The organism is Streptomyces sp. NPDC028289 (genome assembly GCF_055565975.1).
Map to the genome: position 1 here is coordinate 365,389 of NZ_JBVHTI010000004.1, position 15,976 is coordinate 381,364.

13 protein-coding genes are annotated in these 15,976 nt (G+C 72.8%); 2 read left to right on the forward strand and 11 right to left on the reverse strand.

The genetic code is table 11. From position 1 onward, the window contains the following. Positions 1–3: 3 nt before the first annotated feature. From ACZ4UV_RS21605 to ACZ4UV_RS21640, 8 genes are all read right to left on the reverse strand, one after another. Positions 4–501, reverse strand: a complete 498-nt coding sequence (locus ACZ4UV_RS21605) for a glycosyltransferase family protein (RefSeq protein WP_093507815.1) — start codon at positions 499–501, stop codon at positions 4–6. A 328-nt stretch (positions 502–829) separates the two neighbouring features. Then, positions 830–3,493, reverse strand: a complete 2,664-nt coding sequence (locus tag ACZ4UV_RS21610) for an ATP-binding protein (RefSeq protein ID WP_467839861.1) — start codon at positions 3,491–3,493, stop codon at positions 830–832. Positions 3,494–3,624: 131 nt separating this feature from the next. Further along, positions 3,625–4,527, reverse strand: a complete 903-nt coding sequence (locus ACZ4UV_RS21615; protein WP_467839863.1) for a universal stress protein — start codon at positions 4,525–4,527, stop codon at positions 3,625–3,627. Between the two features lie 156 nt (positions 4,528–4,683). After that, positions 4,684–4,926: a DUF397 domain-containing protein gene (locus tag ACZ4UV_RS21620; RefSeq protein ID WP_451018859.1), complete on the reverse strand. Its 243-nt coding sequence runs from the start codon at positions 4,924–4,926 to the stop codon at positions 4,684–4,686. 83 nt (positions 4,927–5,009) lie between these two features. Next, positions 5,010–6,176 (reverse strand): thiolase domain-containing protein, encoded by a 1,167-nt coding sequence (locus ACZ4UV_RS21625; protein ID WP_351494958.1) that lies wholly within the window; start codon positions 6,174–6,176, stop codon positions 5,010–5,012. Then, positions 6,173–7,219 carry a thiolase domain-containing protein gene (locus ACZ4UV_RS21630; protein WP_390038914.1) on the reverse strand — a complete coding sequence of 349 codons (1,047 nt, stop codon included), beginning with the start codon at positions 7,217–7,219 and terminating at the stop codon, positions 6,173–6,175. Before ACZ4UV_RS21630 ends, ACZ4UV_RS21625 begins: the two co-directional genes overlap by 4 nt. Further along, positions 7,219–8,160, reverse strand: coding sequence for a Zn-ribbon domain-containing OB-fold protein (locus tag ACZ4UV_RS21635; protein WP_467839867.1), 942 nt, complete (start codon positions 8,158–8,160; stop codon positions 7,219–7,221). The genes ACZ4UV_RS21630 and ACZ4UV_RS21635 overlap by 1 nt, the downstream gene beginning before the upstream one ends. A gap of 141 nt (positions 8,161–8,301) precedes the next feature. Next, on the reverse strand, positions 8,302–9,102 hold the full coding sequence (locus ACZ4UV_RS21640) for a crotonase/enoyl-CoA hydratase family protein (RefSeq protein WP_451018166.1): 801 nt from the start codon (positions 9,100–9,102) through the stop codon (positions 8,302–8,304). Between the two features lie 208 nt (positions 9,103–9,310). Here ACZ4UV_RS21640 and ACZ4UV_RS21645 point away from each other — a divergent pair, with 208 nt between their 5' ends. Together ACZ4UV_RS21645 and ACZ4UV_RS21650 are read left to right on the forward strand one after the other, a co-directional pair. Beyond that, positions 9,311–10,921, forward strand: a complete 1,611-nt coding sequence (locus ACZ4UV_RS21645) for an acyl-CoA synthetase (RefSeq protein ID WP_451018165.1) — start codon at positions 9,311–9,313, stop codon at positions 10,919–10,921. Between the two features lie 111 nt (positions 10,922–11,032). Further along, the gene (locus ACZ4UV_RS21650; protein ID WP_467839870.1) at positions 11,033–12,805 is read left to right on the forward strand and encodes an alkaline phosphatase family protein; all 1,773 of its coding nucleotides are present in this window, start codon (positions 11,033–11,035) and stop codon (positions 12,803–12,805) included. Here ACZ4UV_RS21650 and ACZ4UV_RS21655 read toward each other — a convergent pair. From ACZ4UV_RS21655 to ACZ4UV_RS21665, 3 genes are all read right to left on the reverse strand, one after another. After that, positions 12,742–13,578 carry an alpha/beta fold hydrolase gene (locus ACZ4UV_RS21655; RefSeq protein ID WP_390038924.1) on the reverse strand — a complete coding sequence of 279 codons (837 nt, stop codon included), beginning with the start codon at positions 13,576–13,578 and terminating at the stop codon, positions 12,742–12,744. The two genes, ACZ4UV_RS21650 and ACZ4UV_RS21655, sit on opposite strands and share 64 nt — an antisense overlap. 67 nt (positions 13,579–13,645) lie before the next feature. Continuing rightward, entirely contained in the window at positions 13,646–14,365 is a 720-nt protein-coding gene (locus ACZ4UV_RS21660; RefSeq protein ID WP_390038926.1) for a class I SAM-dependent methyltransferase, read from the reverse strand. A gap of 27 nt (positions 14,366–14,392) precedes the next feature. Continuing rightward, complete coding sequence (locus tag ACZ4UV_RS21665; RefSeq protein ID WP_467839875.1) at positions 14,393–15,907, reverse strand: purple acid phosphatase family protein; 1,515 nt, start codon at positions 15,905–15,907, stop codon at positions 14,393–14,395. Positions 15,908–15,976: the final 69 nt, after the last annotated feature.

Sequence of the window (15,976 nt, forward strand, 5' to 3'; positions counted from 1 at the left end):
GCCTCAGCCCTGCTGGAAAAGCTCCGCCGGGAGCGGCTTCAGCAGGGCGTACAGGTCGTCGGTGATCGGACGGTCCCAGGCCGCGATGGTCACCAGGACGCCGTCGCTGCGGTCGAACTGGACGCAGGAGATCCGGCTCTCGGAGAGCTTGAGACGCCGCACGATCAGCAGGTTGTCGCCCTGCAGGACCGGCATGTCCTCGGTGCCGACGACGGTGACGTCCTCGTCGTTCTCCAGCGCGAGGAGGAGCTGGCCGACCTCGAAGGGGATCTCGCCCTCCTCCACCTCGCGGGCCGGGGAGCCCTCGGGGAGGTTGCCGATGATCATCGCGGGGCCGCGGCCGCCGAAGAGGTCGTAGCGCAGGAAGACGCCCTGGCAGGTGCCGTCGGGGGCGGGCAGCAGCCCGGCACCGAGGTTGCCGGGCCAGTCACCCGGGTCCATGGCCAGAACATCGAATTCGGGGCCGGCGGGAGTGGCGCTGCGGCGACGGAGGAACGACATGCGGTCCATGGTACGGGGCCCGGGTTGTGGGGCGGGGATCAGTGCGGGGTGCGGGTCGGCCGACGTCTGTGCGGCGCGCTTGAGCCGTCGGCACTCTTGAGCCGCCGCGGCGGTGGTCAGCCACGACGGTGGTGTTCGGCGGTGCCGTGCCGGGCGGCGGTGATCGCCGTGGTGGGTGGCGGTCCTTTGCCGGGCGCGGCGCCATCGTGGCTTGTCGCGCAGTTCCCCGCGCCCCTGGGGATGTCGCAGTCGACGCCCGCCACACCACCCTGGGTATGCCGCAGACGACGCCCGCCGCACGCCCCGGGTGGGTCGGTGTCGGTGCCCGCTACAGAGTTGCCGCTTCCGTCGCTGCCAACTCGGCCCGTGCCGCGGCCGCCAAGCCGTCGGCGCCGCACTGGCGGGCGGTTTCGAGTCCTCGGCGCAGGTGGGCGGCGTCGTGGAGTTCGGTGCCCAGCGCGACCAGGGCGCAGGCGAGCTCGTAGGCGGCCGGGGAGCGGTCCAGGTAGGCCACCGACTCGCGCAGGTAGGCCAGGCGGGTCTCGCCGGTCGAGACCTCTGCCGCTGTACGCAGGGCCTGGCCGATCGCGGACGGGGCGCCGAAGCGGCGGGCGCGGGTCAGGGCGTCCAGGGCCGTGGTGAGGGCGCGTTCCGGAGCGTCGTGGGCCTCGGCGCGGGCCAGGTGGAGCTGCCAGGGGCACCAGGAGGGGTTGCGGATGCCGCGTGGTTCGAGGCGGCGCCCGGCCGCGGAGAGTTCGGCCGCCGCGTCCTTCGTGAGACCGCGGGCGAGGAGCAGCTCGCCGTAGACCGTCTGGGCGTCGGGGAAGACCACGGCCGCCGGGAAGGGCTCCCGGAAGGCGTGGTCCTCGGCGAGGCGGGCGGCCTCGTCGGTGCGGCCGCGGGCCAGCAGGGTCTGGATCAGGATGCCGACGGCGTACCAGTGGGCCGGGGTCCCGGGGCCGACTCGTTCGGCGAGGCCCAGGCCGGAGCGGGCGTGTTCCTCGGCCTCGGCGAGGCGCCCGCGCCGGTAGCGGACGTAGCCGAGGAGGGTGTACGCGAAGGAGAGGTGGGCGCCACGCCAGCCCTGGCGTTCGAAGTCGGCGATCCCGGCGGCGAAGAGTTCCTCCGTGCGGTCGGGCCGGTCGGCGTACATGAAGGCGAGGGCGACGAGGACGGGGACCTCGAACCCGCGGTCGGCCTCCGCCCAGCCGAGGCCGCCGGCCAGGGCGCGTTCGGCGTGCTGGAGGGCGACGTCGGCGGGTTCGCCGCGCTGGACGGCGTCCCAGGTGCGCAGTCCGATGACGTACCGCTCGGTGAGGTCGCGGCCCCGGAGCCGGTCGGCGAGCCGGGTCAGCCGACGGGACCGGGAGGGGTGATCGGGTTCGTCGGCGCGGAAGGCGTCCCACATGAACTGTTCGGAGAGCATGCGGAGCCGTACCCGGGCGTCGCCGGTCACGTGGATCTCGCGGGCGAGGGTCTCGGAGGCCTCGGCGAGGCGGTCGCTGTGGGCGAGGACCTGGGAGAGGCGGTAGACGATGTGGTGGCGCAGCGCGGGCTCGGCGATGGGTTCCTGAAGGGCCGCGCGCAGGTGGTTGACGGTGGTGGCCGGTTCGGTCAGGAGGGAGGCGCTGCCCAGTTCGTGGAGGACTGCCGCGCGCTCCTTGGCGGGCGGGGGTTCGCGCAGGGCGCGGGCGAGGTAGGCGCGGGCTGTGTCGGGGGCGCCGGCCCGGAGCGTCTCGCCGGCGGCGGCGCGCAGCTGCCGGACGACCCAGGTGTCGCCCTCGGGGTGGGTCTCCAGGAGGTGGCGGGCGGCGGCGGTGGCGCCCTGGCCGTCGTCGGTCACGCACCAGGCGGCCTGGCCGTGCAGGGCGACCCGGGTGGCGGGCGGGATGGCCCGGTAGACGGCGGTGGCGATCAGGGGGTGGACGAACTCCAGGGTCTCGGCCCCGGTGAGGACGCGGGCGCCGCGCAGGGCGTCGGCGGCGTCGGCGGCCTCCTCGTGGCCGAGGCCTGCGACGGCGGCGGCGAGCGTGGGATGGATCTCGGTGCCGAGGACGGCGCAGGCCCAGGAGAACCGGACGGCGGAGGGGCCCAGGCGTTCGAGGCGGGCGATCAGGCCGCTGCCCTTGACGGCGGCGGCGAGGTCGCGCAGCAGGGGTGCGCCGGCCTCGGTGGGGTCGAGGCCCCGGTCGTGGACCTTGGCGGTCAGCTCGACGGCCTCGAAGGGGTTGCCTGCGGTGACGGCCCAGCACTCGTGACAGAAGGCGTCGTCGGCGTGGTCGCCGAGGCTCTCGCGGACCAGGACGGCCACGGCGTCGGCGCTGAGCGGTTCGAGGCCGTGCGGGCGGCCGCCCGCCCGTCCGGGCAGGCCGCGGAACGCGTCGGCGTGCTCGGGGAGTTCGTCGGGCCGGTAGGCGACGACGACGAGCAGCGGGAGTTGCTCGGCGCGCGGTGCGAACGCGGCGAGCCAGCCCAGGGATTCGGGGTCGGCCCAGTGGGCGTCGTCGAGGACGAGGACCATCGGGGCCTGGCGCACGGCGAGATGGGTGAGCACCCAGTCGAGGCCGTCGCGCAGGCCCTGCTGGTCGGGCGGGGCGCCTTCGGTCGGGGCGCACAGGCCCAGGGCGGGGCCGACGATGTCGTACCAACTGCCCAGTGAGGCGCGGAGTTCGGCCTCGGGGGCGCCGGCGAGGCGGGGTTGCAGGAGCTGGCGGGCGACGTGGAAGGCGACGCGCTGTTCCTGGTCGCCGCCGCGCGCGGAGAGCACGGTGCAGCCCTGGGCGGCGGCGCGGCGGCGGACCTCGGCGAGCAGGGTGGTCTTTCCGATGCCGGCCCGGCCGGCGAAGGCGAGCAGCGCGCCGAGCTGCCGGTCGCCCGGTGCCGCGCCGTCCGTGCCCAGGCCGGTGAGCTCGGCCAGCGCCTCGTCGACGGCGGCGAGTTCGCTGTCACGCTCGTAGAGCGTCCGTCGGTTCCGCAGGACCCGCTGTCCCATGACCACCCCCCGCCACGGTGGTACGCGAGCGCGGGGGGCGGGCGCGCACCGTGGCTTGCAGGCAGCTCAGCGTACGCTTCACGGCGGTGATCCGCTCCCTACTGACGGTAACTGGGCGAAGGCACTTGACATCACTCCTGCGGCGGCGACGGCGGGACCACCGCGACCGGGGCGGCCGCGTGCAGCAGCACGGCGTGGGTGACGGAGCCCATCATGCGGGCCGGGGCGAGCAGGCGCCGGCGGTGCCGGCCGACGACGACCAGCGCGGCGTCCTTCGAGGCGGCGACCAGCAGGCCGGCCGCGTCGCCGGGCAGCGCGAGGACGTCGGCGCGCAGGTTCGGCCGGTCCTTGAGGTGCGGGGCGAGGAAGCCCTCGGCGAGGGTGCGGGTCTCCTGCTCGACCTCGTCCCGGTCGACGGCCGGCGGGACGAGTTCCCCGGCCGCGAACCAGCTCTGCACCGGCCACGGGTAGGCGGCGATCACCTGGAGCCGGGCGCCGCGCCGGTCGGCCTCCGTGAAGGCGAAGGCGAGGGTGGCGTCGTCGGGGCTGTCCACGTCCAGGCCGACGACGACCCGGGGCCCTGGCTCGGCGGGCAGTTCCTCGTGCACCTGCCGCCCGGGCCGGGGTACGACGACCACCGGGCATCCGGCGTCGCGGGCGGCGGCCATGCCGTTGGAGCCGAGCAGCAGGCCGGCGAAGCCGCCGCGGCCCCGTGAGCCGAGCACCAACAGCTGGGCGTCGGCGCCCAGTTCGGGCAGCAGCGCGCTCGGGGCGCCCTCCAGGGCGACGTACTCGACGGTCAGTCCGACGGCACCGGTGCGCAGCCGGCCCCGGACCTCGTCGAGCACGGGGTCGCCCCCCTCGTCCGGTTCCCCGGCGACCAGGACGTCGGGCTGCCCCCAGGCGGCGTACTGGCGGACGTGGACCACCCGCAGCGGTGCGTCCCGCTGCCGGGCCGCCTGCACGGCCCAGTCCAGGGCGCGCAGGCTGTCGTCCGAACCGTCCGCCGCGGCGATGACCGGCGCAGCGCTCATCGTTCCTCACCTCCGGAATACGACCTTCCCCGTCCGGGGCCAGCCTGTCTCAGGCGGCGGCCCCGGAAGGGCGCTGCTGGTCACGTGTCCGGAAATCCTTGCGGAACACCCCCTGGTTCACCTCTCTGCCGCAACGGCGGCACCAGGAGCAGGCGCTCAGGTGAGGTCGAACTCGCCCTCCCGGGCCCCCGACACGAAAGCGCCCCATTCGGCGGGGGTGAAGATCAGGGAAGGGCTCTGTGGGCTGCCGCTGTTGCGCATCGCGATGAATCCCTCGACAAAGGCGATCTGGACATCCCCCAGGCCCCGGCTGCTGGACTGCCAGTCGGCCCCGCTGAGATCCAGCTCCGGCTTGTCCCAGCCCACTGCCCGCTGCTGCTGGATGGTGCTCTCGGCCACGTCCGTGCTCCTCCCGAATTCGTCGTCCGCGGCCAGCCTAGCTTTCGGTTCCGGCACTCAACAGGCCACGTGAACGGGTCCTTTCAGTTGTCGGGGGCGGCGGCGCCGACGAGCCACATGGAGAAGAACTGGGAGCCGCCGCCGTAGGCGTGGCCGAGCACCTTCCGGGCGCCGTCCACCTGGTGTTCTCCGGCCTGGCCGCGCACCTGGAGGGCGGCTTCGGCGAACCGGATCATCCCGGAGGCGCCGATCGGATTGGTGGACAGGACACCGCCCGACATGTTGACGGGGAGGTCACCGTCGAGTTCGGTGACCCCCGACTCGGTGAGTTTCCAGCCCTCGCCCTCCTCGGCGAAGCCGAGGTTCTCCAGCCACATGGGCTCGTACCAGGAGAACGGCACGTACATCTCGACGGCGTCGATGTCCCGGCGCGGGTCGGCGATCCCCGCCTGCCGGTAGACGTCGGCGGCGCAGTCCTTCCCGGCCTGCGGCGACACCGCGTCCTTGCCGGCGAACAGGGTGGGCTCGCTGCGCATGGCGCCGCCGAGCATCCAGGCCGGCGGCTTCGCGGAACGGGCGGCACCGGCGCGGTCGGTGAGGACCATGGCGCAGGCGCCGTCGGAGGAGGGGCAGGTCTCCGAGTAGCGGATGGGGTCCCACAGCATGGGGGACGCCTGGACCTTCTCCAGGGTGATGTCGTGCTCGTGGAGGTGGGCGTAGGGGTTCTTGAGCGCGTTGCGCCGGTCCTTGTAGGCGACCAGCGAGCCGACGGTGTCCGGGGCGCCGCTGCGCCGCATGTAGGCCCGCACGTGAGGTGCGAAGAAGCCGCCCGCGCCGGCCAGCAGCGGCTGCTGGAAGGGGATCGGCAGGGACAGCCCCCACATGGCGTTCGACTCGGACTGCTTTTCGAAGGCGAGGGTCAGCACGGTGGAGTGGACGCGGGCGGCGACGAGGTTGGCCGCGACGAGCGCGGTCGAGCCGCCCACCGACCCCGCGGTGTGGACCCGCAGCATGGGTTTGCCCACCGCTCCGAGCGCGTCCGCCAGGTACAGCTCGGGCATCATCACGCCCTCGAAGAAGTCGGGCGCCTTGCCGATGACCACGGCGTCGATGTCGGACCAGCCCAACTCGGCGTCTTCGAGAGCGCGTTGCGCGGCCTCGCGGACGAGCCCGGCGATCGACACGTCCCGCCGGGCCGCCACGTGCCTGGTCTGGCCGATCCCTACGACGGCCACGGGTTCCTTGCTCATCGCGGATCCCCTTCGAGTACGGCGACCAGGTTCTGCTGCAGGCAGGGCCCGGAGGTGGCGTGGGCGAGGGCGCGGTCGGACTCGCCGCGGTGGATCCGGGCGGCGGCCTCGCCGATGCGGATCAGCCCGGCGGCCATGATCGGGTTGGCCGCGAGGGCGCCGCCGGACGGGTTCACGCGCACGTCGTCGCCGAGCCGCAGCGCCTTGCGCAGCACGACCTCCTGCGAGCTGAACGGCGCATGCAACTCGGCGGTGTCCACGGGCCGTTCGAAGGCGCCGGCCCGCTCGGCGGCGAGCCGGGCGGAGGGCGAGTCGGTCAGGTCACGGACGCCCAGACCGTGCGCCTCGATGCGGTGGTCGATGCCCCGGATCCAGGCGGGCCGGGCGCACAGCTCCCGGGCCCGCTCCCCCGCCGCGAGGATCACGGCGGCGGCGCCGTCACCGATGGGCGGGCAGTCGCCGGTGCGCAGCGGCCGTACGACATAGTCCCCCTGCGGCACCGGACCCCTCAGCTGTGCATGGGAGTTGGCTTGCGCGTCCGCCCTGCTCCGGGCGCCGACGGCGGCCAGCGCGGGCTCGTCGGTCTCGCCCGCGTCGATGAGGGACTGGGCCTGGAGGGCGGCGAGGGCGACGGAGTCCGGCCAGAGGGGGGCCACGTAGTAGGGGTCGAGCTGGCGGGTCAGCACGTCGCGCACGGAGCCGGGTGAGGACTTGCCGTAGGAGTAGACGAGCGCGGTGTCGGCGTCCCCGGTGAGCAGCTTGGTCCAGGCCTCGTACAGGGCCCAGGCGCCGTCCATCTCGACGTGCGACTCGGAGATGGGCGGCCAGGCGCCGACGCCGTCGAGGGCGAGGGTGAAGGAGAAGGCGCGGCCGGCCAGGTAGTCGCTGGAGCCGGAGCAGGTGAAGCCGATGTCGGCGGTCTTCAGCCCGGTCTGTTCGAGTACGTCGTGCAGCACGGGCATGAGCATCTCGACCTCGGAGAGGTCCTCGCTGGTGCGGCGGTGGTCGGTCTGCGCGAAGGCGACCAGTGCTATGTCACGCATCACAGCAGCTCCTTGTACGTCTCGTAGTCCGCGTCCGGCTCGCCGGTGGGCCGGTAGTGGTCGGGATAGCGGGCCCCCTCGGTCCACACCGGTTCGACCCTGAGCCCCATCCGCACCTGGTCGTAGGGGATCCCGCCGATCCGGCCGTGCAGGGCGAGGCCGGCACCGTCGAGGGCGATGTGCGCGTAGACGTACGGCACCTCGATGTCGAGGTTCTTCGCCTTGATGTTGACGATGCAGAAGGTGGTGACCGTGCCGCCGGGACCCACCTCGACCTGTTCCGATGTGGCCACCCCACATGTGGGGCACGCCCCCCTGGGCGGGACGTACACCTTCCGGCAGGAGGGACAGCGCTCACCGAACGTCCGGCGGGACGACAGGGCGTCGATGTAGGCGGACTGGGCGCGGCCGGGCGAGTAGGTGTAGTCGAGGCGGGCGTGGGCGACGATGCCGTGGACTGCGTCCTCGAACTCACCGCTGTGCCCTGTCACGTCGGCCGGTTCACCGTCGTACGGCTCGAAGCAGGCGATGTCGGTGATGGCGCCGGACCGCTCGCCCGCCCAGCGGACGCGGACCCGCATCCCGGTACGGACGGCGTCGGGGCCGGGGACGTCGAGCGCGTGCAGCAGGGCGGTGTCGGCCCCGTCGAGCCGGACCATGACCCAGGCGAAGGGGGTGTCCAGTGGCTGGCCGCGGCGCGGTTCGTGGTTCCAGGACCAGGTGGTGACGGTGCCGGTGGGCGCGACCTCGACCAGGTCCCGGATCTCCTCGGCGGTCACGGGGTCGTACTCGACGGGTGGCACGAGGACGCGGCCGTCACCGCTCTTCACCCCGAGGACGACACGCTCACGCAGTCCGGTGAGAAAGGCACTCTGGACGGGGCCGAGGGACCGGGTGAAGGGAAACTCGACGACGAGGGGGGCTTTGAGGACTTCGGGCATAGGGGCTTGCCTCCTTGAAAGGTCGATGTGCAGCGCCCCGTAGGGGGCGCTGGGGGTACCCCCGGCCGAAGGCTGGGGGAGGACCTGCGCGACAAGCCCCCACCGGCCCGCAGCTTCCGGACGGCCCAGGCCGGCGCAGCGCTACGCACGCTTGTAATCAGGCACCCGCTTCTCCGCGAAGGCCCGGGCACCTTCCTTCGCATCCGCCGTATCGAAGATCGGCCACCCGCGCTCGAGCTCGGCGGCCAGCCCGTCCGTCTCCGTCATCTCCGCCGTCTCGTACACCGACGCCTTGACCGCCTCGACCGCCAACGGCCCGCACGCGTTGATCTGTTCGGCGATCTCCAGCGCCTTCCCGAGCGCCGAGCCGTCCGGCACGACATGCCCGACGAGCCCGATGTCCGCCGCCTCCCGGGCACTGTACGGCCGCCCGGTGAGCAGCATCTCCAGCGCGTGCGTGCGCGGGATCTGCCGCTGCAGCCGCACCGTGGAGCCACCGATCGGAAACAGCCCCCGCCGGACCTCGAAGAGTCCGAACGTCGCGGACTCGCCCGCCACCCTGATGTCGGTCCCCTGAAGGATCTCCGTACCGCCCGCGACGCAGTACCCCTCGACGGCGGCGATCACCGGTTTGCGCGGGCGATGATGGCGGAGCATCGCCTTCCAGTGCAGGTCGGGGTCGGCCTTCAGCCGGTCCCGCAGGTGCTCGCCCGCCATCTCTCGCCCCGCCAGCGCCTTGAGGTCCATCCCGGCGCAGAAGGCGCCCCCGGCCCCGGTGAGCACGATCGAGCGGACGTCGTCGTCCTCGTCGGCCTCGATCCAGCCGTCGTAGAGGCCGACGAGCATGGAGATCGAGAGCGCGTTCTTCGCCTCGGGCCTGTTGAGCGTGAGCACGAGTGTGGCGCCCTCGCGCCGCACGGTGAGGTGTTCCGTCCCACCCATGGACCGTCTCCCCTCCGGGAGGGATCGTCTCCCCTCCACAAGAACGAGAACAGGTTGCAGTAGCCGGGGAGGCACTTCAAGAGTTTTCTGACAGACAGTCAGATTTCTTCGCGCGAACCCTTCACACTTGCCGCGCCCTTTGCTCTGATGACCGGCGAACGGACAGGTGCGCCTTTCTTCGTCACGGTCGCCGGGGTCAGGAGGAGCGGTGGAGTACAACCTTGCCGATCTGTTCGAGTCGGTCGTCGACGTGGCTGCCGACCGCGAGGCTCTCGTGTACATCGACCACCCCGGTACGGGCGCGGAACGCCGGCTGACCTACGCGGAACTGGACGCCGCCGCCAACCGCATCGGCCACCATCTGATCGACAGCGGGATCAGGCCCGGCGAGCATCTCGGCCTGCACCTCTACAACGGGGTCGAGTACCTCCAGACCGTGTTCGGGTGCATGAAGGCGCGGGTCGTGCCGGTCAACGTCAACTACCGTTACGTCGAGGAAGAGTTGGCGTACCTCTACCGGGACGCCGACCTGGTCGCGCTGGTCTTCGACGCGGAGTTCGACGACCGGGTGGCGGCGGCGCTGCCCCGGGCGCCGAAGCTGCGGCACCTGGTGCGCGTGAGCGAGCCGACGTCGGAGCTCAAGGCCCTGCCCTTCGCGGAGGCCGAGGGCGCCGGGTCACCCGGGCGCGGGTTCCCGGCGCGCTCGGGCGACGACCAGTTCATCATCTACACCGGCGGCACCACGGGGATGCCGAAGGGTGTGATGTGGCGTCAGGAGGATCTGTTCTTCGCGGGGTTGGGCGGCGGGGCGCCGACCGGCGAGCCGGTGAAGCGGCCGGAGGAACTGGCCGAGCGGGTGGCGGCCGGCGGTACCGGGATCACCTTCTTCCCCACTCCCCCGCTGATGCACGGCACGTCGACCCTCACCTCCCTCATCGGCTTCAACTTCGGACAGCGGGTGGTGATCCACCGCAAGTTCGTGCCCGAGGAAGTGCTGCGCACCGTCGAGAAGGAGAAGGTCACCAGCATGTCCCTGGTCGGCGACGCGATGCTGCGCCCGCTGATCGACGCCCTGAACGGGCCCATGAAGGGCACCGACTGCTCCGCCCTGTTCAGCGTCTCCTCCTCCGGCGCGATCCTCTCCGAGACCGTGCGCCGGCAGTTCAGCGAACTCGTCCCGAACGCCATGCTGCTGAACAACTTCGGGTCCTCCGAATCGGGATTCAACGGCACCGCGACCGACGACTCCGGGGCCGGCAGCGGCTTCCGCGTCCGCGTCAACTCCCGTACGCAGGTGGTCGATCCGGCGACCCACGAGCCGGTGGCGGCGGGCGAGATCGGCCGGGTCGCACAGAGCGGGCACGTCCCGCTCGGCTACTACAACGACCCGGCGAAAACCGCCGAGACGTTCTTCGAGAAGGACGGCCGCAGGTGGGTTCTCCTCGGCGACATGGCGACGGTCGACGAGGACGGTGTCGTCACCGTGCTCGGCCGGGGCTCGCAGTGCATCAACACCGGGGGCGAGAAGGTGTACCCGGAGGAGGTCGAACAGGCGCTGAAGTCGCACCCGGACGTCTACGACGCGCTCGTCGCCGGGGTGCCCGACGCCACCTGGGGCAACCATGTGGCGGCCGTGGTGCAGTTGCGCGCGGGTGCCGAGCCGCCCTCCCTCACGGACATCCAGACCCACTGCCGCAGCCGGCTGGCCGGGTACAAGGTGCCCCGTCAGCTGGTGATCGCCGAGGCCATCCAGCGGTCGCCGAGCGGCAAGGCGGACTACCGGTGGGCGCGGGAGGTGGCGGTGGCCGCCGACCGGTAGACCGTGCGGGTGTGCCACCGCCGCGGGACGGTCCGCGGGCCGTACGCTGTGCGCACGATCCGAAGCCGATCACGCGCACAGTGTCACGGCCACCGCACGGAAGGACCTCCGGTGTCGCACCCCACGCCTGCCCGGCCGCCGGAGACCGCGCCCGCGGATCCCGGCCCGGACGAGGTCCGGCGGCAGAGGCATCCACGCACCGCCCGCGGCATCACGGTGGGAACGACCGCCGTCTCCGCCCTCCTGCTCCCGGCCGAGCTGCTGCTGCCGAACCGGCTGGACCTGCTCGCGCCACCGGCGTTTCTGCGCCTCCCGGCCGAGGGGATCGTACTCGCGGCCGTGCTGCTGGTCCTGCCCGGGCGGGCGCGGCGCGTCACGGCCGTACCGGCGGGCGCGCTGGTGGGGTTGCTGACGCTGGTCAAGTGCCTCGACATGGGGTTCTACTCGGTGCTGCAACGGCCGTTCGACCTGGTGCTCGACTGGATCCTGCTGGACGACGCGGCGGACTACGTCCGGGAGTCCTTCGGCCGGACCAGCGAGGTGCTCGCGATCGTCGGGGCCCTGCTCCTCGCGGCGGCCCTCCCGGCCGCGACCGTCCTGGCCCTGATGCGGGTCACGGAGCGGATGGCGCGCCGGCGCCCGCAAGCAGTGCGTACGACCCTTGTCCTGGCCGTCGCCTGGGTCACCTGTGCCACCTTCGGATGCCAGGCCGGCGGCGCTCCCGTCGCCTCGACGCTCGACGCCCAGCTGGTGGACGACCGTGTGCGGGCGGTCCGCGCCGGTCTTGCGGACGCCCGGGTCTTCGCGGCGGAGGCCGCCGTCGACGCCTTCGAGAACACCCCGCCGGACCGGCTGCTGACGGGCCTGCGCGGCAAGGACGTGCTGTTCACATTCGTCGAGAGCTATGGCCGTACGGCGATCGAGGACCCGGCGATGGCGCGGCAGGTCGGCGCGGTCCTCCAGGAGGGCACCGCCTCGCTCAGGGCGGCCGGTTTCGAGGCGCGCAGCGGCTGGCTGCGGTCCCCGGTGCTCGGGGCGGGCAGCTGGATGTGCCACGCCACGCTGCTGTCCGGGCTGTGGATCGACAACCAGCAGCGTTACGCCAATCTCGTCTCGGGCGGCCGGACGACCCTCAACAAGTACTTCCGCAGGACAGGCGCGTGGCGCACGGTCGGCGTCGTCCCGGGCGTCCGCAGGGCCTGGCCGGAGGCCCGTTTCTTCGGCCTCGACCGCACCTACGACTCCACGCACCTCGGGTACCGCGGCCCGTACTTCAGCTGGACGCCCGTCCCCGACCAGTTCACGCTGGAGGCCTTCGACCGCCTGGAGTACGGGAAGCGGAACCGGCGCCCGTTGATGGCGGAGATCGTCCTCGCCTCCAGCCACCAGCCCTGGGCGCCCCTCCCCCGCATGCTCGACTGGCAGGACCTCGGCGACGGCTCGGTCTACGGGCCGATGCGGAAGGCGGGCAAGGACCCGGCGGAGGTCTGGAAGGATCCGCAGAGCGTGCGCACCGAGTACCGGGAATCGATCGAGTACTCGCTGCGCAGCCTGTTCGGGTTCATGCGGCGCCACGCCCGCCGGAACACGGTCCTGGTCTTCCTCGGCGACCACCAGCCCCGCCCGGAGGTCGTCGCGGGCAGCCCGCGCCGGGACGTCCCTGTCACGATCGTCGCCCACGACCCCGCGGCCCTGGACCGGGTCGCCGGCTGGGGCTGGACGCCGGGCCTGAAGCCCGCCGCCGACGCGCCGATCTGGGCGATGGACAAGTTCCGCGACCGCTTCCTGACCGCGTTCGGGCCACAGCACCCGAGTGCGGCTCAGGCCTCCAGGAAGGCGGCGGTACGGCGGACGAACCACTGGGGGTCGTCGAGCCAGGGGTAGTGACCGGCGCCGGGCTGCACGGCGACCTCGGCATACGGGAAGGCCTCGGCGGCCCTGCGGGCCAGGGCGGGGCTGGGGCCGCCGTCGAGTTCGCCGGCGTACACCAGGACGGGGGCGGCGAGGGCGCGCAGGGCGGCCCGGGTGGCGTCCGGGGTGAAGGCGCCCTCGGCGAAGTAGCGGTCGCCCGCCTCGAAGTTGCTCTGCTTCTCGGTGGCCGCGACATGAGCCCGGGCGGCGTCGTCCCAGCGGCCGTGGAAGAAGGGCATGAACACCTCGTCGAACTCCCCGGAGCCGGTCAGCCACGCCTCCAGCGCGGGGAAAGCCTCCTCGAACCAGGGTTCCCCCGCCCGCAGCCGGGCCGCAGCCAGCCGGTCCTCCGGGGTGGCCCGCAGGCCCAGGGCCGAGGGGTTTCCGGTGATCAGTGCGAGCCGCCGCACCCGCTGCGGCTGGGCCGCCGCGTAGAGGACGGCCAGGCTTGCGCCGGCCGAGTGCGCCAGTACGTCCATGTGGTCGAGCCCCATGTGGGCGCGCAACATCTCCACGTCGTCGACCAATCGGTCGCAGCGGTACGAGGCCGGGTCGGCGGGCAGGGCGGAGTCGCCGGTCCCCCGCAGGTCGAGGAGGACCAGGCGGCGGTGGGCGGTCAGCCCGCCGAGGTCCCCCAGGTAGGCGGAGGCCCGCATGGGGCCGCCCGGCAGCACCACGAGAGGTTCGCCCTCCCCTCTGACGTGGTAGGCGAGTCGGGTCCCGTCGGCTGCGGTGAAGGTGGGCATGACGCCGATCCTCGGGTACGACGGCGCGGTGCCGCAAAGGATTTCGGCGGACGGCGCGCCCCCGATGTCAGGCAGGCGCAACGGGCTTGCTCACCCGGAACGCGAACTGGCCGCAGAACGTGAGCTTGCGGAGGTTCACCAGGGCCGTGTCCCGCTTGCTCTTGCGGGCCCAGGCGTCGATCTCCGTGTTGAGCGGTGACTCCGTCTGCCAGAAGCGGCCGTACTCCTTCTTCCGCGAGCCGTGGTAGGTGCGCATGATCAGTGTCACGCCGTCGAGCGAGGGCCGGATCTCCTCCAGGGCGAGGCCGGCCTCCTCCACCAGCACCCGGAACCCGTAGGGCGTGTAGTTCCACAGGCTGAAGGAGTGGTACGGCTCGAACTGGGAGGTGCTGCCGATGAACAGCCCGCCCGGGCTCAGCACCCGGCCCACCTCCGCGAGCAGTTCCCTGGGCCGGGCCACGTGCTCGAAGACCTGGTGGGAGTAGACGAGCGGTACCGCGCCGGAGCGGAACGGCAGGTGGACGCCGTCGAAGTACACCACGCTGTCGCCCCCGGCCTGGCGCTGGGCGGCCTCTGGGGAATCGCGGATGTCGACTCCCACCCAGCGGACGCCGGAGTCGTGCTTGCGGAAGAGCTCGGCCGACGTGCCCCGTCCGCAGCCGAGGTCGACCACCCGGTCCGGTGCCCGCGGCGAGCTCATGGCTTCGTCGAGGTAGTAGCGGGAGGTGACCTGACGAGCGTGGTCGTCAGGGATGCAGTCGTGCATGAGTTCCCACAGGGTCGACATGTCCCCACGCTACGGAGGTGCCCCTCGCTAGGCCACATCCAGGCGGGGGTTCGGGAGGGCCGTCATCCCTTGGGAGGAACGGGACTGTGCGGACGGCGGCACCAGGCGGCCGATGCCGGACAGGTCGCGGGCGGCCACGCTGTTGCGGTCGGCGACCGTACGGCCGAGTGCGTGGTACGGCCACAGTCCCCCGGCCTGCCGGCGGCTGCGCTCGTTCCACTCCAGGGCCTCGGCGGCGCGGGCCCGGAAGAAGTTGAGGGCGTAGCCGCCGCTGTGGATCCGCAGCAGGAAGAAACCGCCGGGGTACTCCTTTGCGGCGCCGACCTCCTGCTGGGTCACCTGCGGGGCAAGGGGCACATGGGTGCGCTTGTTGCGGTGTGTGTGACCCACATGATGGAGGAACACGCCCGGGGCGGTGGCGTAGGCCCGGAGGATGGCGCGGGCCTGGCGGCGGCCGAGGCGCTGTGCCGGGCTCACCGGGAAGAGGGCCTCCCGGACGGTCAGCGGATGGTGGCCGAAGACGACGGTGGGCTGTTCCCGGTGGGCCCGCAACCGGCGCCGGAACCAGGAGAGCTGCTCGGCGCCTAGGCCGCCCGCGTCACCGCCGTGGCCGCGCTTGTCGTAGGTGTCGAGGCCGATGATCCGCAGTCCGGCCACGTCGTGCTCGAACCAGCCGGGCCCGTCCGGTACGCCGAACACGTGGTGGAAGGCGTCGTCCTCGCCCGCGGCGCGGTCGTGGTTGCCCCGGACGGTGAAGTAGTCCCGCCGGTGGGTGCCGAAGCCGTCGAGGATCCGTCTGGCCTCCGCCAGGTCGCGCGGTCCGCCGCCGGCCGAGATGTCGCCGGCGGCCAGCAGCAGCTGGGCACCGCGGCGGCGCGCCTCGTCCACCACGGCCCGGCTCATGAGTTCGGGGTAGGGGGTCTGTCCCGTCCGCTGCGCCACTCCCCGCAGGAAGGGGACGCCGGCCACGAGACCGGCGACGGTCTCGCCTATGTGCAGGTCGTTGCAGAGGGCGACGGAGAACAGGTGGCGGCCGGGCGGGGGCTGCGGGGTGGTGAAGGAGTAGGGGCCGCCGGGCGTGTCGAGGCCGTGGCGGGAGGTCCCGGCCGCGTTGCCGCGCACCAGGTGCAGCGCGGTGGGGGTGGCGGGGACGCCGCGGGAGCGGGCCTGGTAGTAGTACGTCTGGCCCGGCTCCAGACCGGTGAGTTCGACGTGGTGGTGCGCGGTGGGCCGGTCCTCGCCTGCGGTGCGGTTGAGGCGGGCCGGGTGGGTGCCGTAGATGATCTCGCCCTCGGTGGCGGCGGCCAGCATGCGGCCGGTGCCGTCGTCGGTGCCGGGCAGGGCGGTGTGCCAGGTGATGACGGCGCGGTCCTCGGTGAGCGTGACCAGTTCCAGGTGGACGGCGGCGAGCGAGCGGGGATGGCGGGGGCGGGGGGCGGAGCGGAGCAGGGCGGGGGCGAGGAGGAAGCCGGAGCGCAGCATCTCGCAGGGGCCGGGGACGCCCGCGAGCGCGCCGAGGGGGACGGGGAGGCAGCAGCGCATGTCGGTTGTGTGCTCGCCGGCGGTGAACGGCGGACGTGGTGTCGGAAGCCGCACTCGGTATGGAACCAG